Here is a 25,691-nt window from a genome sequence, read left to right as displayed (position 1 = left end):
TAAAAAATAAAAATAAAATTTTCTTCCTGTTTTAGTAACTCCCACTGTTGTCCATACATAAGCTTTATTATCTTTTTTACCATAAAAAGTATAAAGTTCATCTAAACAAAGATATGAAAACACTAAATTAGCTTTTTTCAAAAGATTTACAAATAGTTTATACAACTCTTCATACTCCATAAGTTTTTTTTAAATGATATTGAACTGTTCCTAATTCTACTCCAATAACTCTTGCTATTTTTCTTAATTACATTTTTTCTGAGAATAATTTAAAAATCATTTCCTTTTGTTCTTGAGTTAATCTTTTATATTTTTTATATTTTTTCCCTTTATTAAATCCAACTTTCATAAGATTAACCTTTTTCTAAAAAAAAGCAATTTTTGTCCCTATTTAGTCAGTGCCAAAAATTTTATGAAAACAATTGGAGTTTTGATATAATTATATATCCTTATAAAAGGAATTTTTATGAAAAAAAATAGATTCAAAAAAGTAGTTTATCATTCTATGAGATTAGAAGGATATAAAATTAATCTTACTGAAAAAAAATTAAAAGAGATAAAATCTAAATATAATGTCAAAGTACACGTTTAAAAAAAGTGAAATATATTATCCTAAAACTTCTATACCCAAAAATAAACTTAATATAAAAGATGAAGAAAAATTAAGAGAAATAGAGCATTTACTTCTACTTGAAGCTTATGAAAAATTTGCTACAAAGCTTAATATTGAACTGAATGAAAATTTTTTCATAAATCTTCATAAAAAAATTTTTCAGGATTTATATGATTGGGCAGGAATATATAGAGATGTAGATATAGCAAAAGGTAATACTCTTTTTTGTAGGGGCATTTATGTTAAACAGGAAATGAAAAAAATTTTTAATGAATTAAAAAAAGATAATTATTTAAAAAATTTAGATAAAGAAACTTTTATAAAAAAATTAGCATATTATAAATGTGAGTTAATAGCAATACATCCATTTTATGAATTAAATGGTAGAATAATAAGATTATTTATTGATATTCTATCTATAAATGCAGGGTATGATATAATCGATTATTCAGATATAAATGAAGATGATTATATTAAATGTGCGATAGAATGTGTTAGAAGTGCTGATCAAGAATGTTTTGAAAAAATAATAAAAAACTCAATAAAAAAATTGTAACTTTTTGAATTTAACACTATAAAAAACCTAAATAAAAGGTTTTTATTAAATAACAAAAGAATTCAAATAAATTAAAATTGGTATAAGAAGAAAAATATACATAAGCTTTATGTGAAGTGGTCACAACTTAACTACTTTACAACTAAATTACATAATTTTATGAAGTTTATTTCCCATTTTCATCCACTCAAAGAGTTCATCCCATCTCTCTTCTTCTATCATCTCTTTTGCTTTTTCAAGCTCACTCTTAAAATCATCAATTGAATCAAGTAAATTTTTTTTATTTTCTTTAAAAATATCTCTCCACATATGAGGGTTACTTTTAGCAAGTCTACTCATATCTCTAAATCCACCAGCTGCAAGAGCCACAATGTGCTCTTTGTCTTCTTGTTTTAGTACTGAATTTGCAATTGAAAAAGAAACAATATGAGGCATATGTGATATAAATGCCGCATGTCTGTCATGTTCACTTGCATCCATTATTTTTATTTTCATCTCCAAAAACTTATAAATATCAAAAGCTTTTTTTACTTGTTCTTCCCCACTATCCTCAATATTACAAACTACCATTACTTTGTTTTTATATAAATCTGCTATAGCAGCCTCAGGACCAGAATATTCAGTCCCAGCCATTGGATGAGATGCTACTAAATTTTTTCTTATGTTTTTAGGACATTCATTTATTATTGTTTCTTTAGTTGAACCAAAATCAATAATTAAAGTATCCTTTTTTAGATTATAACAAGAGATTTCTTTTAGTACATTAATAATTCCCCTAATAGGAATAGCTAAAACAATAACATCAGCTTCTATTGCCCCATCTAGATTACTAACCTCATCTACAAGACCAAGACTTAAAGCTTGTTTTTGATGTGTTTCATTATGATCAATCCCAATAATTTTTTCAAAATAACTTTTAGTTGCAAGAGCAAAACTTCCTCCCATCAGTCCAAGACCTACAATAGCACAAGTCATTTAACCTCTTTTTAAGAAAATTATATCACATTTACGATATAATTTTATTCATCATAAAAAAGGAGAACTATGAAAAAATCGATATTTCTATTAATACCTATATTTTTATTAGCCTCACAGATAAAAGAAATCAAATACAAAGGTCTTATACATATTTCACCAATTAGTGCAAATACAATTATAAAAATAACACCTAATAGCGAGTTAAATATTGAAAAAATCGATGAGAGTATAAAAGCCTTATATAAAACTGGATATTTTCAAACCATAAAAGTAGACTACGAAAAAGGCATTTTAACTTTTATATGTAAAGAAAAACCTACAATTGCTAAAATCGAAATGATTAATGTCTCAGAAGATTTAAAAAAACTATTAAAAGAACAAAACACTCTTCCTAAAAAAGGTGAAATATTAAATGAAGAAAAATTAAAAAATTTAAAAACATTTATAAAACAATATTATCTTGCAAAAGGTTATTTCAATACTGCAGTAAAAATTGATAAAACTTCTTTATCTAACAATAGAATAAAACTTACAATTATTGTAAATAAAGGAAAAGAAGTAATTATAAGAGATGTAAACTTTTTTGGCTCTACTCTTGATAAAAGTGATCTTCTTGATGAAGTAGAAAACAGACCAAGAAGTTTTTGGAGCATTTTACCTTTTACAAACAGTGGAAAATTAAATTTATATAAATTAACTAAAGATAAACAATCTCTTCAAGACTATTACCTAAATCTTGGATTTATGGATGCAAAAGTAAGTGAACCTTTTGCAAATGCAAACTTAGATAGTTATTTTGCTGATATTGACTACCAAATAATTGAAGGAAAAAGATATATTGTAAAAGAAGTAAAAGTAAACTACCCTAAAAATATAAAAATAAAACTTCCAAAATTAAACCTTAAAAAAGACAAATACTTTAACGTATCAGCACTTAGAGCAGATTTGAAAGAAATATCTCACGCTTTTATGGATAAAGGTTATGCTTATGTTAAAGTATACCCTCAAATAAAAAAAGAAAAAAACTATGCATTAGTTACTTATGATGTTGTTCCGGGAAAAATTGTATATATTAATAATGTAATAATCGAAGGAAACAATAAAACCCTTGATAGAGTCGTTAGAAGAAATATCTACTTAGCTCCCGGAGATAAATTCTCTTATACAGATTATCAAGATAGTATCAACTCTTTAAAAAGAAAAGGATATTATGAAAAAGTAGAAATTATTAAAAAAAGAGTATCTTCAAATAAAATAGATTTAATAGTAAAAGCAAAAGATGGTCTAAGTGGAACACTCAGAGCTGGAATTAGCTATGGAAGTTATACTAAACTTGGATTTAATTTAGCAGTTAGTGAAAAAAACGTATTTGGAAGTGGACAAAGCTTAGGAGTTAGTGCGGATGTTAGCTCTGTTTCAAGAACTTACAAAATAAGCCTATTCAATCCAAGAGTTTTAGATACTAAATATTCTTTAAATACTGCTATATATAATCAAACATTTCAAGGAATCTCATATACATCAAAACAAAGAGGTGGTTATATTGGTATTGGTAAAATGTTAAATAGATTTACTTCAGCTGATGTTACATATGGTTATGTTAATACAAAATTGAGTGACTATAATACAACCGAATACATTAAACCAGAAAGTATAAAAAGCTATATAACTTTAGGTATTAGCTATAACAACACTGATGATTACTTTTTCCCAACAACAGGAGTAAAGACAAGATTTTCTTCACAATTTGCAGGACTTGGAGGGGATGAAAAATACATTAAAAATATAGCAAAATTTAAATATTTTTATCCTATAATAGATAAAACGTATAATACAGTAGCTGTTTTAAAATATAGAATAATTGGTGGGGCTATTATAAAAAATGGTTATTTACCAATTGATGAAAAATTTTATTTAGGAGGAAGCAAAACTGTTAGAGGATTTAATTGGTATTCAATTTCTCCTGAAGATAGCACAGGAAATAAAATAGGTGGAAAATATGAATTTATAACAGGTCCTGAAATATCTACTCCTTTAAGCCTTAAAAGCAAAATTTGGCTTACAGGATTTATTGATTATGGGGCTGTTGGAGAAGATAGTTTAAATATTACAAGAAGTAGTTATGGATTTGAGATTGACTGGATAACTCCAATGGGACCTATTAGTTTTATTTGGGCTTGGCCTATAAAAAGTGAAAAAGGAGATGATTTACAAAGGTTTGAATTTAGCTTAGGAGCTAGTTTTTAATACAAAACTACATACTCGCTAAAACACAATAACTGCTGGCTTTTTAGCCTTCACTTTATCTAAGTTTTGAAGTGTTGTTTTTATAATTTCTTGGTTTTTTGTAGCATTTGAAATTATATATACTTCTCTATCTGGAGAGATACCAATTTCTAAAGCTTTTTGTCTTATTTCACTTCTTCTACTAAGACCCATTAAAACTACAACTCTTATATTTTCTCTAAATAACAAATCCACCCAATTTAAATTAATCCTAGCACCTCTTAAATGAGCTGACACTACTATAAAACTATCTTTTTGTCCTCTTAGAGTCAAAGGTATTAAACCTTCAGTAGGTGCTGATATAGCACTACTAAGTCCCTCAACTACCTCAACTTCAATTCCTTCACCACTTAAAGCCAAAAATTCTTCATATCCTCTTCCAAAAACAAAAGGGTGTCCGCCTTTTAATCTTCCAACTATCTTACCCTCTTTCGCCTTAGATATCAAAATTTTATTTATCTCCTCTTGTTTTTTGCTATGTTTTCCTTTTTCTTTTCCTACATAAATCTTTTCACAACTTTCAGGCAAAAGTTCTAAAATTTCAGGATTTACAAGATGATCATATAATGCTACATCAAGTACTTTTAAAGTATTATAAGCTCTAATTGTTAGTAAATCCAAAGCTCCTGGACCACATCCAATTAAAAAAACTTTACTAGTATCTTTTTTTACCTCTTCATAAGTTTTTTTTCTATCAATTTCAAAACTTCCTGGTAATATCTTTTCAATTCTATCACGAACAACCTGCGTTAATCTTGGCATCTTTCCATTACTGCTTATACAAACTTCTATATCTTCTTTTTTAGCAATACTTCCAAAATAAAAATCACAAAACTCTGGCTTATCTACTACATTTAATAAAAAGTGTTTGTTTTTAAGCAATTCATTCGTAACATCTTTATTACCGGTCGCATCAATTACAACATCAAATCCTTTTGTATCTTCTATTTCAAACTTTTTTACTTTTACAGGATAATCAAAATTTTCACCAACTTCTTTAGCTACTACCTCAAACTCAACTCCACATTTACTTAAAACATCAGCTTTTTGCTTTGCAACTTTTCCTGCTCCAATAATTAAAGCTCTTTTTATTTTTAGGTTTACTAACATTTTTATTCTCCATTCTCCACTATTTTTATAATATTTACTGGAGTATGATTATAGTCTGGTTCTTTACTTACAGGATCTAGTATTGGATTTGTTAAATAATTAATACCTCTTAAATGCATAGGAATGGCAACTACTCCTCTTTTTATTTTAGCTTTTTTAACTCTAACCTTCACACTTCCAAATTGACTAGTTACCTTAACTAAATCACCTTCATTTAATCCAAGATTTTTCATATCTTCTTCGTTTATTTCTACAAAGTCTACCTCATCACTTATAACTTGAGCAGTTTTACTCATTGAGTGCCAATGATTTTCAAGACGAGTAGTTAATAAAATAAAAGGATACTTTTCACTTGGACTTAAACTTCTACTTTTTGGTTCTACCCAAATAAGATTTACTTTTTTGTTTTGAGTAAGAGGATCTTTTAAATTCTCTCCCCATCTGAATGGTTTATTTTTTAACTCATCATAATCACATTCATATATATTCAAATCTAAACTTAGTCTTGTCATTTCTTTGTATTCATTAAATACATCTTTACTTGAACTAAAATCAAATCCACTAAACTCAAGTTCTCTTGCTATATCGGATATAACTTCCCAATCTTGCTTTGCTAATTTTTTTCTAAAAGGCATCTGAATTGTTATAAGTCTATCAAGATTTGTCTGAGTTCCTTCTTTCTCTCCCCAAGGAGCCACTGGTATTATGAGATTAGAAAAATTACTTGTTTCGCTCCATTTATATGCATTAAACTCTACTACAAAATCAATTTGTTTAAAATACTTCTCAGTTTCATTTCTATCTGGCAAATGATATACAGGGTCAGTATGAGCAACAAGTAAAAACTCTAGATTTCCTTTTTTTATCATCTCATCAGCTGTAAGACCATTTTCTTTTGGAATACCACTAACTCCCCAAAACTTCTCTACCTTTTTAACATTTTCTGGTGAATAGTCTAAATGAACAGCCAAAGTAGTTGCAAGTCCTCCAACTTCCCTACCTCCCATTGCATTAGGCTGACCAGTGAGAGACAATGGACCATTATTTGGTTTAAAAATTTTGCCAGTAAGTAAAAATAAATTAATAAAAGCAATGTTTTTCTCAACTCCTTCACTGCTTTGATTAAGTCCCATTGTCCAACTTCCAACTATGTTTTCATTTTCTTTCCATAGTCTTATAAACTCTTCAAAATCTTTTTCTTTGACTTTAGCCCGTTCTAGATACTTACTAATATTAATTTCTTTTAATTTATCAAAATATTTTTCATCAAAATTGACTTTTTCTCTTAAAAAATCAAAATCAATCAAGTTTTCATCTAAAAACCTCTTAGCAAGAGCCAAGAAAAAATAAATATCTCCCCCTGGAGCTATCGGTATGTATAAATCAGCAATTTTTGCAGTTTTTGTGAATCTAGGGTCAATCACAATAACTTTTAAACCCTTTTTCTTAGCTTTTTTTACTCTATTAAAAAATACAACATGAGCTTCAGCAATATTACTACCGGCTAATATATAAAGATTAGAATTTAAAGCATCTTCCATAGTCAAAGGGACATAATCACTGCCCCAAACCTTCTTCATTGCAACAACAGCACTTGCCATGCAAGTACGCGAATTGGTATCAACATTATTAGTTTTGATATATCCTTTTGCAAATTTATTTGCTATATAATAATCTTCATTTAAAAGCTGACCTGATAGATAAAACCCTACTTTTTGTGGATTAATATTTTTTAATTTACTTGCTACTATTTTAATAGCTTCCTCATAGCTAATTTCTCTAAACTCTTCATCTTTACTTTCACGAAAAAGAGGTTTTAAAATTCTATTATTTATTACTTTATCTTCTAAACTACCCTTTTTACAAATAAGCCCTTTATTAGATGGGTATTCTTTTATTCCTTTTACTTTATTTTCTATCTCAAATCCACAACCAACTCCACAGTAACTACATACACTTTTTATCATATCCTATTCTCCATTAAAAGTTTAAATTTCACTAAGTACTTCACTCCAAACACTAAAATCACCTCTTACCATTTTATCAATAATTTGATGCACTTCATCTTTATATCCAAACTCTTTAAGACTTTTTACCTTTAATGGTCTATATAAATCATCAAACGCATGAGTTCCTGAAATTTGATAAAACAAGCTATTACCTAGCTCTTTAATTTCAAAAAATTCTATTTTATTTGATTTAAGAGGAAGTTTTGGTAAAAACTCAAAAAACTTAGCATTAAACTTCATAATAAAAGCTACCGCCCATTCACTTATATTTGCCTTTTCATACCATTTTTCATATGGTTCTCTCCCCTGATATAATTTCATCATAGGCAAAATATATTTATCAAGTTCACTTAAAGGTACACTTAAAACCTTTTTTCCTTCTTTAATTGAATTTCCACCAATAAAAATATTAACCCCTTCTACCGTTTTGCCATCTATCTTAACTTTTGTACCTTCAAATCCAAAATCCCCTACTCCGTGAATCCCACAACCTTTAACACAAGCTGACCAATGAAACTTTACTATTCCATCAATTGGTGCTAAAACACTCAATTTTTTAGCTAAATTTATAGCATCATTTTTATTTTCAATTACTGCAAAAGAACAAGTCTTTGTCCCTGCACAAGCCACAAGATTATTGAAATATGGATTTGGGAAATATTTTTTATATAGTTTAGTTTCTTTTATACTATCATCAGCATTTGTTATATAAAAGTTTTGATCAAACGTAAGTTTAATAACCCCATCAAATTCACTAGCTAAATTCCCAGCTTCTATCATATCAGTCCCACTAAAAATTCCACTTGGTACAATAAATTTATATGCCTTTTTACCATTTACTAGTTCTTCTTCAATATGATAATTTATTTCTTTAGAAGTTAAAAGTTCACTTTCTTTTCTAAATTCATAGTTCACATACTCTTCAAGAGCTTTTATAAAGTTCTCAAGTCCAACTTCTTTTAATAAAAAGGCAAATCTATTTTTATTTCTATTATCCCTAAATCCATATGTTTTAAATAACTCTTTAACACCTCTAAAAAGTTTAACTGCCTCATCAATATTTACAAAAATTTTAGTATCTTTTCCAATCATTCCAACTCTACCACCCATAAATACCCTAAAACCATATTCACCTTTACTTTTTGCAAGAGCAAATCCTAAATCCTGAGTAAAAACATTTGATGTATTTTTAATATTACCACAAATTCCTATATTAAATTTTCTAGGAAGGGTGCAAACTTCTTTTCCTAAGAATTCTTCTTCTAATTTTTTTCTTAACTCTTTATCATCAATAAAACTACTAACACTAATTCCAGCCATTGGGTCAGTTAAAATTCCTCTAAAATTATCAACTCCTGTTTGGTAAGTTATAATATTTGTACTTTCAAACTCTTTTAAAACATTGTATAGATTTTTTTCCTTTATATAGCGAAGTTCTATTTGAGACCTAGTCGTAAGGTCTATATAATCATTTCCAAATGTTTTAGCAATTTCTCCTATTTTTTGAGCCTGATTTGGAGTTATCTCTCCATCTTGAATTCTAACCCTTATCATATAATCATCTGTATTTTTTTTATAAAAACAACCAAAACATTTTAAAAAAAAGTCTCTATCTTCAGGAAGCAAGCTTCTTTCTTTTAACCTCTCAAGAGCTTCAAAAGGATTTGTTTTTTCTTTTAATTTTTCAATCTTATTTAGTTTTTTTGAATGTCTCAAATTTATTTCTTTTAATTTCTCAATCATTTAAGACCTTTTTTGTATGAATTTTATCTAAAGAGTGATTAATTTTTTTTAAAAAAACTGATTAATTTTTAAGCAATACAAATAAAAGAATAAAATTCATCACTAAACTTACAATAAACCAAAACTTATAATTATCTTCTCTTTCTAATAAAAATTCTTTTTTTAAATAAGGCTTTACTTTTTCTGGATTAGTAAGGTCATATAACATTTCAGAGTAATTTTGATATCTTTTATCTTTATCAATTTCAATTGCCTTTAAAATAATACTATTTAACCATTCTGGAATATTTTTATTTAGCTTATTTGGAGGAAGTGGTTTTTTAAATTTTGGAGTTTGAAATGGTTCTATTTCTCCATACGGGAGTTTTGAAGTTAACAATTCATATAAAGTAACACCTATTGCAAAAATTTCAGTTGATTCATTAATAGGTGCATCCTTAAATCTCTCAGGCGCTAAATAACTTGGAGTTCCAGCTCTATTTGTAGAAGAAAAAATTTCAGTAATACTACCAAAATCAACAAGTTTATAAGTTTTTGTTTTTATAATATTTTCGGGTTTTATATCGCCATGAACTAAATCAAATTTAAGTAGATACATTAAGGCTCTTAGAAGCATTTTAGCAAGTTTTACTCCCTCATCAACTGATAACTTTTTATTTTTAAGATTACTTCCCTCTAAATACTCCATTACATAATAACGATAACTTCTTTTTTTAGGTATTACTGCTTTTGGAAAAAACCCTGCTTTAAGTCTAATTGCATTTATTGCTTCTTTTACATATAAATCTAGAATATTTTCATCATCTTCTGCTTCTAATGGAGCAAATTTTAATACATATTTTTTATTTTTTTTAATTGCCAGCCAAGTGCGATTATTTTGAATAAGACTTTTATTAAGGATAAATCCATCAATTTCCATTCCAGCTTTTAACTCTTTTATTATAGGTAAATTTATTTTTTTTAATTCTTCACTTTTATCTATATTATTTATCTCAATAACAACAGCAGTCGTATCATCAGGCAAATTGTCATTTGTCTTTTTACTTGCAACTCTTACAATATGACTTGCACCAAAAAGATTTTTAACAATTTCTTCTTCATTTAAAACTTCATAAAGACCATCACTACACAAAAGAACCTTATCACTAATCTCTAAATTATTTTCAAAATAATAAATCCCAACTTCTTCTTTCATTCCAATAGCTTCTGTAATGCAACTTGAATCATAAGGGTCATTATGGTCAATAGAAAGCTGATATAATCTATCACGATATAAATAAATTCTACTATCTCCTACATTTGCTCCATATAATCTATTACCTTTTATTACAGTTAGTGCTAAAGTTGTTAGAAATTCAGGTCTTTCATAGTTTTGAATACCTTCATTGTATAGAATTTTATTAATAGAAGTAATAAAATGCTTTATAGACTTTTCCATATCCCAAGACACAGGAAGAGAAGAAAAAGAGTTATCAAGATATTTAATAACTCTTCTTGCAGCTTCACGACCTTCTTTAACACTTCCAACACCATCACAAACTACACCCAAAGTAAATCCATTATACTTTTTAATTAAAAAAGCGTCATCTCCTATTAATTCCTTACCCTTAGCTAATGAAAATCCACCTAATTTCACATTATCCATTTAAAAGTCCTAAAATTTTAGTTTATATTCTCCCTCCAGCATTAACACCCCAAGTAGTTCTCCATCTTGTTTTTACTAAACTTAAACCAATAATCGCAAGTAAAACAATAGTACTAAATGCTAAAAAGCCAGCTGCATAACCATTTGTTATAGCTTTTGAGAATCCAAGTGTTTTAATAATAGCAGTCCCTCCAAGACCACCAGCACATCCAACTAGACCTGTCATAATTCCCATTTCTTTAGAAAATCTCTGAGGTACTAATTGAAAAACAGCACCATTTGCCGCTCCAAGAAATGACATAATTAAAAATAGATCAAGTATAGCAAACCAAAAAGGTAATTTAATAAATACATTAATAATCGCAAGCACCAAAACTGCACTATAAAATAAATAAAGTGCTTTTACTCCACCTATTCTATCTGCTACCGCTCCTCCAACCGGTCTAAGAATAGCTCCTGCAAAAATAGTTAAAGCACCAAAATATCCTGCAACTACTTTTATATTATTTTCTGATAGCCAATCTAAACCAATTCTTGCCATCTCTTCTGAATACACATCCATTAAATATACTTTCATATAACTTGCAAAACCTACAAACCCTCCAAAACTTACCGCATAAAACAACATAAACCAATAAGTATCTTTATCTTTAAGTAATTTTATATAATCACTAACTTTTCTTTTAGTTCTTTTAATTGGAGCGTCTTTTGCCATAAAAATATATAATACAAATATAAACGTTGATAAAATTGCTCCAACTAAAAATACAGCTGGCCATCCCCAAAGTTCAGCAATTTTTGGTGCAAATAAAAAGTCAATTACAACTCCAATATTTCCAGCCCCTGCAATACCTAAAACTACACCTTGAAGATTTGGTGGATACCATTGTCCTGCTTGAGGTAAGGCTACAGCAAAAGAAGCACCAGCAAATCCAAGAGCGAAGGCTACAAATAAAAGCTCTCCATAAGTAATATTCACTCCTCTAAAATATGCATACCAAAGTGCTCCTGCTACAATTGCTTGAGCAATAAGTGCTGTTTTTTTAGGACCTATATTATCAACCAAAAATCCAAGAAGTACTCTTAATATAGCTCCACCAAGGATTGGTAAAGCAAGAATAGTTGAAATTTGAGAAGGAGTTAACCCCCCAATACTTTGAGCAATTTCAGGGGCAAGAGGACCAAGCATAGTCCAAACCATAAATGAAAAATCAAAATACAAAAATGCTGCAATTAAAGTAGGAGTATGCCCTTTACCCTTTAAACTCTTTATTTCTTTAATCATTTTTTGCCTTTTTTTAAGACAATTATACTCTTAAATAAACAAAACAATAATCATGTTATTGATTATTTTTTATACACAATATGAAGCATTTTTAATCAGAGAGTTCTTTTTTTACAATAGGGAGTAACTTTTCTTTTATCTCTTTGAAAGTTTTTACAAATTCACTATATTCTTTTCCATCTGGGTCAACAAAACCCACATGAATCGTTTTTGTTTTTCCTGGGAAAACTGGACAAGTTTCTTTTGCATTATCACATACAGTTACTACCAAATCAAAATCAATATCTATAATTTCATCAAGAGTTTTTGAATAATAATTATCTCTCCAATACCCAAACTCTTCTAAAACTTTTTTGGCATTTGGATTAACTTTTCCAGTTGCTTTAACTCCTGCACTGTAAGCTAAAACATCTAAATCTTTATTTAAAATTGCTTCTGCAATTATACTTCTACAGCTATTTCCTGTACATAAAACTAATACTTTTTTCAAATCTGTTCCTTTTTTTAATAATTGGTAATTTGTTATTTATCCTATATTACTTGGAACTTGGCTACTTGGTCACTTCATTTTCCATTTTCAATTGGTATTATCTATTATTTCTAAATCAAAAAATAGTTCTCTTGTCTTTGAGCGTTCTTTTGAAAGATAAAGATTTTCACCTTTTATTACTATCTTTTTATCAATTTTACTTATTTCAACTTTTGGCATTGAAAGATTAAGATTTATAAGTTTCGCAACCCAAAATATATTACAAAGTTTTTCTACAATATCTTTTTTTGGGAGAAGGCATTTAAATTTTTCTATCTCTTTTTTCTTTATTTTTTTACGTTTGTGATATCTTATAATTTTTGAAATCAAAAGCCTGTCATAATGTCTAAATCCATAATGAAGTGAATTAAGTAAGATATAATCTGTATGCTTATGAGCTTCATAAAAATCTACAAGTTCTCCCGCACGTGAAAGTTTTATCGCATAAGTTAAATGCATTTTATATTTTTCATCAAGTTTAAAATCATCTTTAAGTAAGTCAAATACTTCTAGAGCAATTTTTGTCTCATAAGAAGCTATTTTTCTATCTATTTGATATACATCTATTATAGTCCTAACCGAGGGATTAAAATTATCAGGAAATCTATAATTATCGTTCCTAAGTAAATCTGTTAAAAACACACCTTCTCTAACACCAACCCCGCTAGTAATTACTTCTTTTGCGTTTAAATATTCAAGTAACTCTAAAAATATTAAAGTACCAGGTCTTATTACATCAAGTCTTTCTGGCTTTATACCAGCCTTTAGTAATTCATCGTCACTCATTTTTATAATTTTTTCTAAAAATTCTTTTTGATCTTCTACTTCATAAGTAAATCCGTGTAAAATATCAAGAGGATATTCTTCTCTTTTCATAATTGCCTGAGATAATGCTCTAACAGTTCCACCAATTCCAAATACTTTTTTTGCAGTTTTGATATCTTGTAACTTCTCAATCTCTTTTTTTATATATTCTTTTGCACCTTTAATGTCACCCTTATCAAAAAAAAGTTCTTTAAGTCTTACAGTACCTAGTTTAAGCGAGATTGTAGCTTCAATTTTTTTATTTTTAATTAAAGCAAGTTCAGTTGAACCACCTCCAATATCAATAGTAACGCCATTTTTTTCATATAATAAATTTGCAGCTGCAACTCCACCAAAAAATGCTTCTTTATCACCATCAACAACTTTAATTTTCAGTCCAAGTTCATCTCTAACACGCTTTATAAACTGAGCCTTATTTGGAGCATCTCTTACAGCAGATGTAGCAACACACAAAATTTTTCTAGCTTTCAAAGATTTTGCAATTAAAAGAAATTCTCTTAAAGCATTTAAAGCTCTCTTAATTGCAAAATCTTGAAGATTACCTCCATTTTCATATGCACCTTCACTAATTCTAACTTTACTTTTTTCTTCACGAAGAAGGTAAAAACCAAAACGGCTGGTTTTTTTAAATACTGCCATTCTGGCAGAGTTAGAACCTATATCAATTACAGCCGTTACTTTTGCCATTATTCTTCGTCTTTATGAATAAGTTCTGCTTTTAATTTTAATTCTTTTGCTGTTTCAACATTGTCTGGATCTGGAACAATCGCATCAACTGGACACACCTGAACACATTGTGGTTCTCCACCATATTCAATACATTCAGTACAAAGGTCAGGATCTATTTCGTAAATTGGATCACCAGCTTCAATAGCTGAGTTTGGACACTCATCCACACAAGCATCACAAGCTATGCATTCTTCAGTAATTTTTAGTGACATGCTACTCCTTTGGATATGAAAATTTATAGCCTCTACGGCGAATAGTCTTTATTGTATCAATTTTAAAAACTTTGTCAACCTTTTGACGGATTTGATTTATAGCAACTTCTATAACATTTGGTGTAACAAGTTCTGGCTCTTCCCAAATAGCATCTAACAGTTGTTCTTTTGAAATAACCTGATTTGGATATCTGGCTAAATGCATAAAAACTTCAAAAGCCTTACCCTTAAGATAAGATTCTTTATCCTTATAAATAATTTTTTCTTCATCTTTTATAATTATTAAATCTTTTATTTTTATTTGTGTCTCTTTCCCTCCTCTTAAAGCAACATTTACACGAGTTATTAACAAATCAAAATGAAGAGGTTTTTTTATATAATCATCAGCACCCATTTTGAGAGTTTTTATTTCACTCTCAACTGATGGATCATCTGAAATTACTATTATTTTTATTAACGGATATATATCCTTTGCATAATCAATAAATTTAAAAACTTCACTTGCACCAAAATTTGCATCCACAATAATTAAATTATAATGTCTAATATCAAGAAAATATTTGGCATCTTTTATAGTAAAAGCCTCATCAGTTTTATATCCTACTTCTAATAAAGACTTTGTAATTAAATCATTTAGTGTTTCATCTTTTTCTACAACTAAAAGACGCATATCTCTCCTTTTGGCAAAGCCACAAAAATTTAACTTATTATAACAAAAATTAATATTTTCTTAAAATTTCAACTCCGACTAAAGCATTCTTTAAAATTTCTGGTTTTTTAATACTAAGTTTTAAACTTTTTATTTGAGGAAAGTTTTCAAATAAAACTTTCTCAACCTCATCTACTGCATCTTCAATTAACATAAATTTACCATTTTGAATAACCTTTACAATCAAATCACATACTTTTGCATAATCAATATAATTTTTTTTATCAATATATTCAATTTCTGCATTCACAACCACTAATTGTTCATTTTTTCGCTCTTTTTCTAAAATTCCTATTATTGCTTTAAAAGTTATCTCTTCTATTAAAATCTTATACATCTTATTAGCCTTTAACCTTTTCTTTTCATTTTTTACTTTTAACTTATTAAACTACTCTTTTTTCTTGACCTGTTATTAATCTATAAATATTTTCTTTGTGTTTATAAATAACAATAAATGCTATAATCCATAAAGGCGAATATGATTCAATAGAAATATTTGGATATAAAATATATGCACTTGCAATTCCTATTAAAATTCCAACAAGTGAACTAAGAGAGGAAATTCTAACAGTTTTTGCCATTATAAACCATACAATAAGCCCTACTATTGCAGCTTTTGGAATTAAAACAAGCATAACACCTGCAGTTGTAGCAACTCCTTTTCCACCTTCAAATTTTAAAAATGGAGAAAAACAATGCCCAATTACTGCTAAAACTGCTATTGTCCATAAAGTAGCATCACAAACTCCTAATATCTTCGCTAATATTATTACAGCTGCTCCTTTAAAAGCATCTAAAAAAAGTGTAACTGCTGCTAAAGTTTTAGCTCTTTTGGGATCTTTTTCTTTTAATACTCTTAAAACATTAGTTGCACCTATATTTCCACTACCGTGTTCTTTTATATTTATTCCTGCAAAATATTTAGCTATCAAATACCCAAAAGGAATACCACCTACAAAATACGCTATTAGGTACCAAATTACACTATTCATTAATTCCCTTTTTTGTGAAATTATAATATACTTTATTTAAAACCCAAAAAAACATTTTTATTATATTCATTTAATTATCGAAGTTAATAATTATTTCATTTTTATTAGCTAAATTTTTTTTTTAAATTAATAATAAAAATGATATAATTTACAAAAAGGACGGCAATGCAAGAAAAAGTAAAAGCATTACTAAAAAAACATAATATTACATTAGCAGCACACTATTATCAAAAAGATGAAATCTTTGATATAGCAGATTTATCAGGTGATAGTCTTGAACTTGCTAAAAAAACAGCTGCATTAAAAAACCCTCTTATTTTTTGCGGTGTAAGTTTTATGGGACAGAGTGCAAAAATTTTAAACCCAAATATTCCTGTATATATGCCGAAACTTGCGTGTTGTTCTATGGCAAGAATGGCAGAAGAAGGAAAAGTAGAAGAAAATATTAAAACTCTAAAAGAAAACAATATTGATTTTATTCCTATAACTTATATAAATTCAAGTGCAAAAGTAAAAGCAATAGTAGGAGAACTTGGTGGACTAACTTGTACAAGCTCAAATGCAAAAAAAATAGTTTCACATATATTAAATCAAGGTAAAAAGATCTTTTTCTTGCCTGATAAAAATCTTGGACAAAATATAGCAAGAATGATGGGAGTAAGTAGTAGTGTAATAGGAGATATAAACTTTCAAGAAGCTGATATTATATGTTATGATGGTCATTGTTCTGTTCACCAAGTATTTATGCCAGAACATATAGAATTTTATAAAGAAAAGTTTCCTGATATAAAAATAGTAGTTCATCCTGAATGTAGCCCAGAAGTTTGTGAAATGGCAGACTTTGTAGGAAGCACATCTCAAATTATAAACTATGTAAAAGAAAATCCTAATAAACGTATGGCAATAGGAACGGAATATAATTTAGTTCAAAGAATGAAAAGAGATATTAACCCAAATATTTATGTCCTTTCATCTACTAAACCAGAATGTCCTAGTATGAATGAAACTAGCTTAGAAGAACTTTATAACTTACTAAAAGCTATTGATGAGGGAAATCCTTATAACGAAATAGAAGTAGATAAAAGTGTACAAGAAAATGCACTAAAAGCATTGCAAAGAATGATGGAGTTGTCATGAATTTGATGAAACATCAAATAGTTGAATTTTTAATAAATGTACTAAATGAAGATATTGGTAGAGGAGACTTATCAAGAACCCTTATTAAAGGACAAAAAACAGCAAAAGTCATTTCTAAAAGCGAAGGAATACTATCCGGATTAGAATATATAAAGCATTTTTCTGAAATAGCCGATGTTAAGTTTGATTTTCATTTTGAAGATGGTAGTGAATATAAAAAGGGTGATATAATTTTTGAAGTATATGGAAGTGCAAAAGACATTCTATCCATAGAAAGAACAATGCTAAATATACTGCAGCATGCAAGTGGTATAGCAACAAATGCATATGAGTTTATTAAAAAAGCAAAAGGCAAAATAAAAATACTAGATACAAGAAAAACAAGACCTGGACTTAGAATATTTGAAAAATATGCTAGCAATTGTGGGGGTGTTACTAACCACAGATTAGGACTAGATGATTGTTTAATGCTAAAAGATACCCACCTTGCAACTTTTAACTCAATTACAGAAGCTATAAATAAAGCAAGAGCTAATATCCCTTTTACCACAAAAATAGAAGTAGAGTGTGAAAATGTTGAAATGGCGATAGAAGCCATGGAAGCAGGAGCAGATATTGTAATGTGTGATAATATGGATTTTGAAAGCATAAAAAAAGTAGTAAATATAAGAAATACAAGTTACCCTCATGTATTTTTAGAAGCTAGCGGCAATGTAACACTTGAAAATATTGATAAATACATCGAAAGTGGAATTGATGCAGTAAGTAGTGGTGCTATAATTCATCAAGCTACATTTAAAGATTTTTCAATGAAAATAAAGGAGTGAGTCATAATAATAGAAGATAAAAACTTTGAATTTGGTCATTTTATAGGAATAAAATCTATTGAAGACTTTAAAAAATATATAAAAGAAAAGTTTAATTATATACTAGAGCCTTGGGATTTTGTTGTAACCAATGATGAATATAGAGACCTTGCTTACTGCTATCACCCTGATAAAGGAATTGAGAGAATTGATAATATTCCTGAAACTAGTAAACTAAGAATTAAAAATGCTAAAATTTTTGAACCTCTTGATATTTACCAAAAATGCGCTATCTATGCTCTAACACAAGCTCCTGCAACTTTACTTACTGGTCGATTTGGTAGTGGAAAAACTCTTCTTGCTACTGCAACTGCCCTCTCTCTTACAAACAAAAAAATTTTTATAACTCGTCCTCCAATTGGAATAAGTAGTGATTATGATATAGGATTTTTACCTGGAAGTAAAGATGAAAAAATGCTTGAGTGGGCTGGTGGCTTTTTAAGTGCACTTAACTATCTATATAGAGGCGTTAAAGGCGAAAATTACGATTCAATTAAAAGCAAATTGTTTTTTGAAAAATTTGAAATAATTCCACTTAATATGATTCAAGGAGTTTCAATACTTGAAGATGAAATTTTAATAGTTGATGAAGTCCAACTTGTCACAAGAGAATATATGAGTATGATATTAAGTAGAATGAGCGAAGGTTCTAAACTATTTTTGCTTGGAGACATTCATCAAACATATTCAACTATACAAAAACAAGACAGTGGACTTTTTAGACTTCAGCAAGTCTTACCTCATGAAGCGCTTGCGTGGGTAGATCTAAAAAAAATTTATAGAAACAAGCTCACAGAGCTTGCTATTAAGTTAATTGAGTAATTATCTTTTAGTTTCTTTTACCATATCATCTAACAGATCATACATTTTATTAGTCTCTTCTTCCATTTGTTTAAAATCATTTAAAGACTGCTTCATAGTTGCATTCATAGCATTATTTACATTTCCTTCAAATCTATCTTGAGATAAGTTTATTTTTTTATAAGAGTTTGTATTTTCAAAAGCAGTTTTTCCTCTTCCTTGATACCATTCATCAAAACTATGTTTCCCATCATCATTTATTTCTTGAGATTTACCAACAATTTTTTCTTCATAACTTCTTGCTTTAAACAATAAATTATTTATTTTTTGCTCAATAGCTATTAGGTCATTCGCTAAATTTTGCATTTTATCAAATGTTTGTATATCAATTTCATATAATTCATCAAATCCTTGTTTAAAAGAATCCATATATTTTTGCATCTCTTCAATTATATGGTCTAATCTATTTCCTTCATCTGTCATATTTGAGCTGCTTTGCTTTAAAACATTAATTGTTACTTCAACTTCTTGAGTTGCTTTTTGGGTACGTTCTGCTAATTTTCTTACTTCGTCTGCAACAACTGCAAAACCTCTACCATGTTCACCTGCACGTGCAGCTTCAATTGCTGCGTTAAGTGCTAATAAATTTGTTTGGTCTGCTATATCTTTAATTAACTGAATTACACTTCCTATGTTATCTACACTATCATTTAATTCTTTGATATTTTCTTTACTTGTTGAAGCAAAGTTTAATAAATATTCAATCTCTTGTAAAAAATTGTCAAAAGTTTCTCTAAGGACTTTAATTTCTCCTTTTACTCCTCTATTTACTTCTACCAAAGAAACTAGATCCGAAATTATAACACTAGAATCTTCAGCAATTTCTCCAATATTTGATACATTGCCTTTAATCATTTCTTTCACTAGATTTATTTTGTCTTCATATTGATTAGTCTTATCTTGAGACTTTAACATTTTAATTTCATTTTGAAGAGACTCAACTTCTCTTTCTAGTTCTTCTATTTTAATTTTTAAAGAATAATTTTCTTCTTGAAGCTCTTTAATCTTTATCTTTTTATCTTTACAAAACATAACAACCCTTTTTTTTAGATTATATTAAGTATTAAGTTATTTATCCCCTATCAAATAAGGGGATATTATTGTAAGTATTTATTTGAAGAAATATTTATATAGATTAAAGATTTTTTTCTTTTTTATAATTTAAAACTGCTTGATAAACTTCATCTTTAATATGTAGTTTTTCTTTTTTTAACTTTTCAAGTTCTAAATCTTCCATATGTTCTCTTCCAGCTTCAACCTCATCAATTATTTTATTAAGCTCAGCATGTCTTTGAATAAGTTTATCTATATGAGGATTTTGTGAAGCAAGTTCTTCCATTAGTGGAATTAGTTCTGGACAACATTCTTTAAACATATTTTCTCCTTTTTTATATAATTATATCAAAATATATCACAGCGGCTGTTATCTATTTCATCATCTTCTGCAAATTCTTCATAAAAATCATCATACTCTTCATCATATTTTTCCTTATTTTCCTTAGGCTTACAAACCTCACAAAAAATTATCTCATAACCTTTATACTCATCTTTATACTCATCTTTATTTAAAAACTCTTCCACTTCCTCAAAATCAATTAAATTAATATACTCTATCTCATTAATTAACAAATAATTATCTTTACTTTCAATCAATTTATCACATAAATCTGAGTGGACTTCAATTTTACTCTCTTTAGGAAAAATCATTAACTCATATGCCATTATATTCCTTTTTTTATTTTGTTTATAATTATACCAACCTATATTTAAAATACTAACCTATGTAATTATCTAATATAATACCAATTCCAAGATGTTTAGACACTTCAGTATAATAAAATTTAGTTAATCAAATACAACCAATTAAAGCATATACTTCTATTTAAAAACTATGACTATATTAGAATTAGTATAACCAATAATAAATTTTACTTATAAATATTATAATACAAATTTATTTGTGCTAAACTTCTCTTCAAAAAAGGAGAGTTTATGAAACATATAACTTTACAAGAAAAATATCCAATATTTACAATAGATATAGAAAAATATGAAACTAATTATAAAAATACTCAAGAAATTATAAACTTTTTAAAAGAAAAAATAGACTCTCATCCTGTATGTACTTATATAGGAGAGTTTGACCACTTTACACACACAAAAAATTTAGAAAATGGAGAAATAGCCCCTGAAATTAAAGATTGTAAATTAATTATTTTTTGCTTTGGTAACAAACTTTTAAATGGTAAAATCACTGCCGCAAGACCTAGAAGCATAAGTGTTACAGAATATGAAAATAAATTTGAAATATCTTTCCTTGAAGCTCCAGCAATAATGGCAAATGAAGTAATGCAATCTTGGATAAAAGAACTTAAAAAGGCTCAATAACAACCTTCACATCTGCTCCTTTAGCAAAATAAGGAGCAGTCGTTACTATACTGTCCACCCCTGTTTTTGCATACTCTTCAATATTTTCAATATTAATACCGCCTGCACTTATTACTTTTATATTGTTTTTATGAGCCAAATCTACTATCTTTTTAGTTGTTTCAATATCTACCTTATCAAGTTGTAAAACATCCACACCAATCTCTATTAATTTTTTAGCATGCTCAAAATCTTTAGCTTCAACAATCCATTTTTTTTCAATTGCTTTGTGTTTTAATTTCTCAAAATCTTTATAAAACTTTTCCCATCCTCCGTATAAATTAATATAATTCTCAAAAACCAAAATTGTTTCAGTAGTAGTTACCCTGTGTGGATATCCTCCTCCATCCATTACGGCATTCAAAGCTATTTTTTTAGTAAAAGGTATAACTTTTCTTGTAGTCAGTATTTCTATTTTTGGATTAAATCTTTTCGCTTTAGTTACTAATTCTTTAGTATAAGTAGCTACACTAAGTGCATACTCATAAATATTCTGAGCCACCTTCCACAAAATCAAAACATTTTCTCCCTCAGCCTCAAAAAGTTTCGAATTTTCATCTACAAACTTTTTATTGTTTTCTTTAAAAATCACTTTTAAATCAAGTCTCATAGCCAGTTTTTCAATTAGATCATTTGCAGTTACAACTATTTTTTTTCTTGCAATAAAAGAAATTTTACCGGGTGTAGATATTTCTAACAGCTCTTTTGTTAAATCAAATAAAGGCATATCTTCATTTATAAGTTTATCGATTTCATCGTGAGTATAATACATAAGAAACCTTTAGAGAGCAATATATTAGTGTATTGATATATTAGTTATTTGTATTAATACTAATATATCAATACACTAATAAGAAATAAACAAGGGAATTACCCTTGTCTTTCTTTAATAATTTCATCAGCTATATTTCCTGGTACTTCCTCATAATGATCAAATACCATTGAGTATGTACCTCTACCTTGAGTCATACTTCTAAGATCTGTTGAGTATCCAAACATTTCTGCAAGTGGAACAAAAGCTGTTACTTTTTTAATTCCATGTTGATCTTCCATTGAGTTAACTTGACCTCTTCTTCTATTGATATCACCAATCACATCACCCATATATTCTTCTGGTACTTCAATTTCAACTTTCATAATTGGTTCAAGTATAACTGGATTTGCTTTTTTCATACCTTCTTTAAACGCCATACTTCCAGCTAATTTAAATGCCATTTCACTTGAGTCAACTTCATGATAACTACCATCATAAAGTTCTACTTTAAAATCAACAACAGGAAATCCTGCAAGTACCCCACCTTGAGCTGCTTCTTGGATACCTTTATCAACTGCTGGAATATATTCTCTAGGAATCACACCACCTTTAATTAAATCAACAAACTCATAACCTTTTCCAGGCTCTTGAGGAATCATTCTAATAAATACATGTCCGTATTGACCTCTACCACCTGATTGTTTTGCATATTTATATTCTTGTTCTACTGTATTTTTAAATGTTTCTCTGTATGCAACTTGTGGTTTACCAGTGTTACATTCAACTTTAAATTCTCTTTTAAGTCTGTCTACAATAATTTCTAAATGTAGCTCACCCATACCAGAAATAATAGTTTGTCCACTCTCTTCATCAGTAGTAACTCTAAAGCTTGGGTCTTCTTCAGCTAACTTTTGAAGAGCAAGTGCCATTTTTTCTTGGTCAGCTTTTGTTTTAGGTTCAACTGCCACACTAATAACTGGATCTGGGAACTCCATTCTCTCTAAGATAATAGGTCTGCTTTCATCACATAAAGTATCACCTGTTAAAGTGTATTTAAGACCAACAATCGCTCCAATTTCACCGCTATAAAACTCGCTAACCTCTTCTCTTTTGTTAGCATGCATTCTAAGAAGTCTACCAACTCTCTCTTTTTTATTTTTAGTAGAGTTTAGTACATAACTTCCAGCTTTAATAATTCCTGAATAAAATCTTGTAAATGTAAGTTTACCAACAAATGGGTCAGTCATAATCTTAAATGCAAGTCCACTGAAAGGCTCGTCATCACCAGGGTTTACGCTAATTTCTTCACCAGTTTTAGGATCAATACCTTTAATCCATGTAACTTCTGTTGGAGCAGGTAAATAATCAATTACTGCGTCAAGTAGTGGTTGAACACCTTTGTTTTTAAATGCTGTACCACAAAGCATTGGAACTATTTCAAGATTTAGTGTAGCTTTTTTAATAGCTGCTTTAATTTCATCAATTGTAAGTTCTTCACCTGCAAAATATTTTTCCATTAACTCTTCATCAGTTTCAGCAACAGCTTCAATTAATTTTTCTCTGTACTCTTCGGCTTTCTCCATAAGTTCTGCTGGAATATCAACAACTTCATATTTACTTCCAAGTGCTGCTTCATCTTCCCATACAAGTGCTTTCATTTGAACTAAATCAATAACACCTTTAAAGTTATCTTCTGCACCAATTGGAATTTGAATTGGAACTGGGTTTGCTTTTAGTCTTTCTCTTATTTGTTTTTCAACTTCATAAAAGTTTGCACCGATTCTGTCCATTTTATTTACAAATGCAATTCTTGGTACATGATATTTATTTGCTTGTCTCCAAACAGTTTCACTTTGAGGTTGAACACCACCAACAGCACAAAATACTGCAATAGCACCATCTAGAACCCTCATACTTCTTTCAACTTCAATTGTAAAGTCAACGTGCCCTGGAGTATCGATGATATTAATTTGATGCTCTTTCCAGAAACATGTAGTAGCAGCTGAAGTAATTGTAATACCTCTTTCTTTTTCTTGTTCCATCCAGTCCATTGTAGCTGCACCCTCGTGCACCTCACCAATTTTATGACTAACCCCTGTATAGTATAAAATTCTCTCAGTCGTAGTAGTTTTACCAGCATCGATATGTGCTGCAATACCTATATTTCTAACCTTCTCAATAGGTGTTTTCCTTGGCATTATATTCTCCTTGTTTGATTTTGTGGTTGTAGGCTATGAAGAAAAAAGAAAAGGAAAAGTTTAATCATTTTCCATTTTCCATTTTCAATTTTCAATTGATTATTACCATCTATAATGAGCAAATGCTTTATTAGCTTCTGCCATTCTATGAGTGTCTTCTCTTTTCTTAAATGCTGCTCCTCTTTCATTTGCAGCATCCCATAATTCATTTGCAAGTCTTTCTATCATTGTTCTTTCATTTCTATTTCTTGCCGCGTCAACTATCCATCTAATTGCAAGAGTTTGTTGTCTTTCAGGTCTAACTTCCATAGGTACTTGATAAGTAGCCCCACCAACTCTTCTACTTCTAACTTCAAGAAGTGGTTTTACATTCTCAATAGCTTTGAAGAATATATCGATACCTTTTGTTCCTTCTTCTTTACCATCTAATCTTTCAATTGCACCATATACAATTCTTTCAGCTAAAGTCTTTTTACCATCCCACATAACTTTATTAATAAATTTTGTAACTACTTCACTATTATATACCGGATCTGGCATTACCGGTCTTTTTGGCGCTCTTCTTCTTCTCATTAAAATCTCCTTCTCTTCAGTTTTTTTCCTGCAACTACAGGACTTACTCTACCTTTTTTGGCAGTGAGGAGCTCATTCAATGGAAAATTAAACAATTTAAAATGGAAAATTGATAAAAATCATTTTCCATTTTGCATTTTACATTGTCCATTTAATATCGCTCCTACTATAACCAAAACCAACTATAAATATATTACAACTTATCTACTCACCTGCTTAACCACTTATCTACTTAATTACTTTTTACCTGCGTCTGCTTTTTTAGTACCGTATTTACTTCTTGAGTGTACTCTACCTTTAACTCCAGCAGTATCTAGAGCACCTCTCACGATATGATATTTAACCCCTGGTAAGTCTTTTACCCTACCACCTCTAACAAGTACAATACTGTGTTCTTGTAGATTATGACCTTCACCAGGAATGTAACTAATTACTTCATATCCTGAAGTTAGTCTAACTTTTGCAACTTTTCTTAAAGCTGAGTTTGGTTTTTTAGGAGTTGTTGTATAAACTCTTGTACAAACCCCTCTTCTTTGAGGACAGCTTACAAGTGCCGGTGATTTAGATTTTTTAATTACTTTTTTTCTACCTTTTCTAACTAATTGGTTTATAGTAGGCATTTGCTTCCTTTTTCGTGAAATTTGAATAGTTTTT

The 25,691-nt window shown here is 28.9% G+C and carries 25 protein-coding genes and 1 pseudogene; 7 read left to right on the top strand and 19 right to left on the bottom strand.

Annotated features, from left to right (window positions below; genetic code table 11):
* Positions 1–466 precede the first annotated feature (466 nt).
* Both ACYQ1U_RS08105 and ACYQ1U_RS08100 read left to right on the top strand, forming a co-directional pair.
* Positions 467–592, top strand: a complete 126-nt coding sequence (locus ACYQ1U_RS08105) for a hypothetical protein (protein ID WP_459886574.1) — start codon at positions 467–469, stop codon at positions 590–592.
* Positions 573–1,169, top strand: a complete 597-nt coding sequence (locus ACYQ1U_RS08100) for a Fic/DOC family protein (RefSeq protein ID WP_459886571.1) — start codon at positions 573–575, stop codon at positions 1,167–1,169. Before ACYQ1U_RS08105 ends, ACYQ1U_RS08100 begins: the two co-directional genes overlap by 20 nt.
* Positions 1,170–1,316: 147 nt before the next feature.
* Here ACYQ1U_RS08100 and ACYQ1U_RS08095 read toward each other — a convergent pair whose 3' ends face one another.
* Positions 1,317–2,144, bottom strand: a complete 828-nt coding sequence (locus ACYQ1U_RS08095) for a prephenate dehydrogenase (RefSeq protein WP_459886568.1) — start codon at positions 2,142–2,144, stop codon at positions 1,317–1,319.
* Positions 2,145–2,213: 69 nt separating this feature from the next.
* Here ACYQ1U_RS08095 and bamA point away from each other — a divergent pair, with 69 nt between their 5' ends.
* Positions 2,214–4,394 (top strand): outer membrane protein assembly factor BamA, encoded by a 2,181-nt coding sequence (bamA, locus tag ACYQ1U_RS08090; protein WP_459886565.1) that lies wholly within the window; start codon positions 2,214–2,216, stop codon positions 4,392–4,394.
* A gap of 18 nt (positions 4,395–4,412) precedes the next feature.
* Here bamA and cobA read toward each other — a convergent pair whose 3' ends face one another.
* The 11 genes from cobA to plsY all read right to left on the bottom strand — a co-directional run bounded on the left by cobA (position 4,413) and on the right by plsY (position 16,221).
* Positions 4,413–5,543, bottom strand: a complete 1,131-nt coding sequence (gene cobA, locus ACYQ1U_RS08085) for a uroporphyrinogen-III C-methyltransferase (RefSeq protein ID WP_459886562.1) — start codon at positions 5,541–5,543, stop codon at positions 4,413–4,415.
* 2 nt (positions 5,544–5,545) lie between these two features.
* Entirely contained in the window at positions 5,546–7,510 is a 1,965-nt protein-coding gene (locus ACYQ1U_RS08080; protein WP_459886559.1) for a molybdopterin oxidoreductase family protein, read from the bottom strand.
* Between the two features lie 21 nt (positions 7,511–7,531).
* Entirely contained in the window at positions 7,532–9,295 is a 1,764-nt protein-coding gene (locus ACYQ1U_RS08075) for a ferredoxin--nitrite reductase (RefSeq protein ID WP_459886555.1), read from the bottom strand.
* Positions 9,296–9,356: 61 nt separating this feature from the next.
* Positions 9,357–10,940, bottom strand: coding sequence for a bifunctional protein-serine/threonine kinase/phosphatase (locus ACYQ1U_RS08070; protein WP_459886552.1), 1,584 nt, complete (start codon positions 10,938–10,940; stop codon positions 9,357–9,359).
* Positions 10,941–10,962: 22 nt separating this feature from the next.
* Positions 10,963–12,225, bottom strand: a complete 1,263-nt coding sequence (locus tag ACYQ1U_RS08065) for an MFS transporter (RefSeq protein WP_459886549.1) — start codon at positions 12,223–12,225, stop codon at positions 10,963–10,965.
* A gap of 91 nt (positions 12,226–12,316) precedes the next feature.
* Positions 12,317–12,715: an arsenate reductase ArsC gene (locus tag ACYQ1U_RS08060; RefSeq protein WP_459886546.1), complete on the bottom strand. Its 399-nt coding sequence runs from the start codon at positions 12,713–12,715 to the stop codon at positions 12,317–12,319.
* An 87-nt stretch (positions 12,716–12,802) separates the two neighbouring features.
* Positions 12,803–14,266: a Ppx/GppA phosphatase family protein gene (locus ACYQ1U_RS08055; protein ID WP_459886543.1), complete on the bottom strand. Its 1,464-nt coding sequence runs from the start codon at positions 14,264–14,266 to the stop codon at positions 12,803–12,805.
* Positions 14,266–14,520 carry a YfhL family 4Fe-4S dicluster ferredoxin gene (locus tag ACYQ1U_RS08050; RefSeq protein ID WP_459886539.1) on the bottom strand — a complete coding sequence of 85 codons (255 nt, stop codon included), beginning with the start codon at positions 14,518–14,520 and terminating at the stop codon, positions 14,266–14,268. Before ACYQ1U_RS08050 ends, ACYQ1U_RS08055 begins: the two co-directional genes overlap by 1 nt.
* Before the next feature lies 1 nt (position 14,521).
* Complete coding sequence (hsrA, locus tag ACYQ1U_RS08045; protein WP_459886536.1) at positions 14,522–15,190, bottom strand: homeostatic response regulator transcription factor HsrA; 669 nt, start codon at positions 15,188–15,190, stop codon at positions 14,522–14,524.
* Between the two features lie 49 nt (positions 15,191–15,239).
* Positions 15,240–15,566 carry a dihydroneopterin aldolase gene (locus ACYQ1U_RS08040; protein ID WP_459886533.1) on the bottom strand — a complete coding sequence of 109 codons (327 nt, stop codon included), beginning with the start codon at positions 15,564–15,566 and terminating at the stop codon, positions 15,240–15,242.
* A 46-nt stretch (positions 15,567–15,612) separates the two neighbouring features.
* On the bottom strand, positions 15,613–16,221 hold the full coding sequence (gene plsY, locus ACYQ1U_RS08035) for a glycerol-3-phosphate 1-O-acyltransferase PlsY (RefSeq protein WP_459886531.1): 609 nt from the start codon (positions 16,219–16,221) through the stop codon (positions 15,613–15,615).
* Positions 16,222–16,386: 165 nt separating this feature from the next.
* On the opposite strand from plsY, the gene nadA reads away from it, so the two are divergent.
* Genes nadA through ACYQ1U_RS08020 form a run of 3 tightly spaced genes read left to right on the top strand, consistent with a single transcriptional unit; the run spans position 16,387 to position 19,046 of the window.
* Positions 16,387–17,358: a quinolinate synthase NadA gene (gene nadA / locus ACYQ1U_RS08030; RefSeq protein ID WP_459886528.1), complete on the top strand. Its 972-nt coding sequence runs from the start codon at positions 16,387–16,389 to the stop codon at positions 17,356–17,358.
* Complete coding sequence (nadC, locus tag ACYQ1U_RS08025) at positions 17,355–18,185, top strand: carboxylating nicotinate-nucleotide diphosphorylase (protein WP_459886525.1); 831 nt, start codon at positions 17,355–17,357, stop codon at positions 18,183–18,185. The genes nadA and nadC overlap by 4 nt, the downstream gene beginning before the upstream one ends.
* Before the next feature lie 3 nt (positions 18,186–18,188).
* Entirely contained in the window at positions 18,189–19,046 is an 858-nt protein-coding gene (locus tag ACYQ1U_RS08020) for a PhoH family protein (RefSeq protein ID WP_459887179.1), read from the top strand.
* Here the strand turns inward: ACYQ1U_RS08020 and ACYQ1U_RS08015 are convergent.
* From ACYQ1U_RS08015 to ACYQ1U_RS08005, 3 genes and pseudogenes are all read right to left on the bottom strand, one after another.
* Positions 19,047–19,724, bottom strand: a pseudogene (locus tag ACYQ1U_RS08015) (methyl-accepting chemotaxis protein); the annotation flags it as partial.
* Between the two features lie 496 nt (positions 19,725–20,220).
* Entirely contained in the window at positions 20,221–20,460 is a 240-nt protein-coding gene (locus ACYQ1U_RS08010) for an HP1242/YdcH family protein (RefSeq protein ID WP_459886522.1), read from the bottom strand.
* A 26-nt stretch (positions 20,461–20,486) separates the two neighbouring features.
* Entirely contained in the window at positions 20,487–20,807 is a 321-nt protein-coding gene (locus ACYQ1U_RS08005) for a hypothetical protein (RefSeq protein ID WP_459886519.1), read from the bottom strand.
* Positions 20,808–21,077: 270 nt separating this feature from the next.
* Between ACYQ1U_RS08005 and ACYQ1U_RS08000 the strand changes: the two genes are divergently transcribed.
* Positions 21,078–21,473, top strand: coding sequence for a DUF6858 family protein (locus ACYQ1U_RS08000; RefSeq protein WP_459886516.1), 396 nt, complete (start codon positions 21,078–21,080; stop codon positions 21,471–21,473).
* Here the strand turns inward: ACYQ1U_RS08000 and modD are convergent.
* The 4 genes from modD to rpsL form a co-directional block, all read right to left on the bottom strand.
* Positions 21,457–22,284: a ModD protein gene (gene modD, locus ACYQ1U_RS07995; protein ID WP_459886513.1), complete on the bottom strand. Its 828-nt coding sequence runs from the start codon at positions 22,282–22,284 to the stop codon at positions 21,457–21,459. The two genes, ACYQ1U_RS08000 and modD, sit on opposite strands and share 17 nt — an antisense overlap.
* Positions 22,285–22,382: 98 nt before the next feature.
* Positions 22,383–24,464 carry an elongation factor G gene (fusA, locus tag ACYQ1U_RS07990; protein WP_459886509.1) on the bottom strand — a complete coding sequence of 694 codons (2,082 nt, stop codon included), beginning with the start codon at positions 24,462–24,464 and terminating at the stop codon, positions 22,383–22,385.
* 102 nt (positions 24,465–24,566) lie between these two features.
* The gene (rpsG, locus tag ACYQ1U_RS07985) at positions 24,567–25,037 is read right to left on the bottom strand and encodes a 30S ribosomal protein S7 (protein ID WP_459886506.1); all 471 of its coding nucleotides are present in this window, start codon (positions 25,035–25,037) and stop codon (positions 24,567–24,569) included.
* 236 nt (positions 25,038–25,273) lie between these two features.
* Complete coding sequence (rpsL, locus tag ACYQ1U_RS07980; RefSeq protein WP_123352888.1) at positions 25,274–25,657, bottom strand: 30S ribosomal protein S12; 384 nt, start codon at positions 25,655–25,657, stop codon at positions 25,274–25,276.
* Between the last annotated feature and the right edge of the window lie 34 nt (positions 25,658–25,691).

The organism is Caminibacter profundus (genome assembly GCF_054657155.1).
This window is presented reverse-complemented; position numbering and strand designations above follow the sequence as displayed.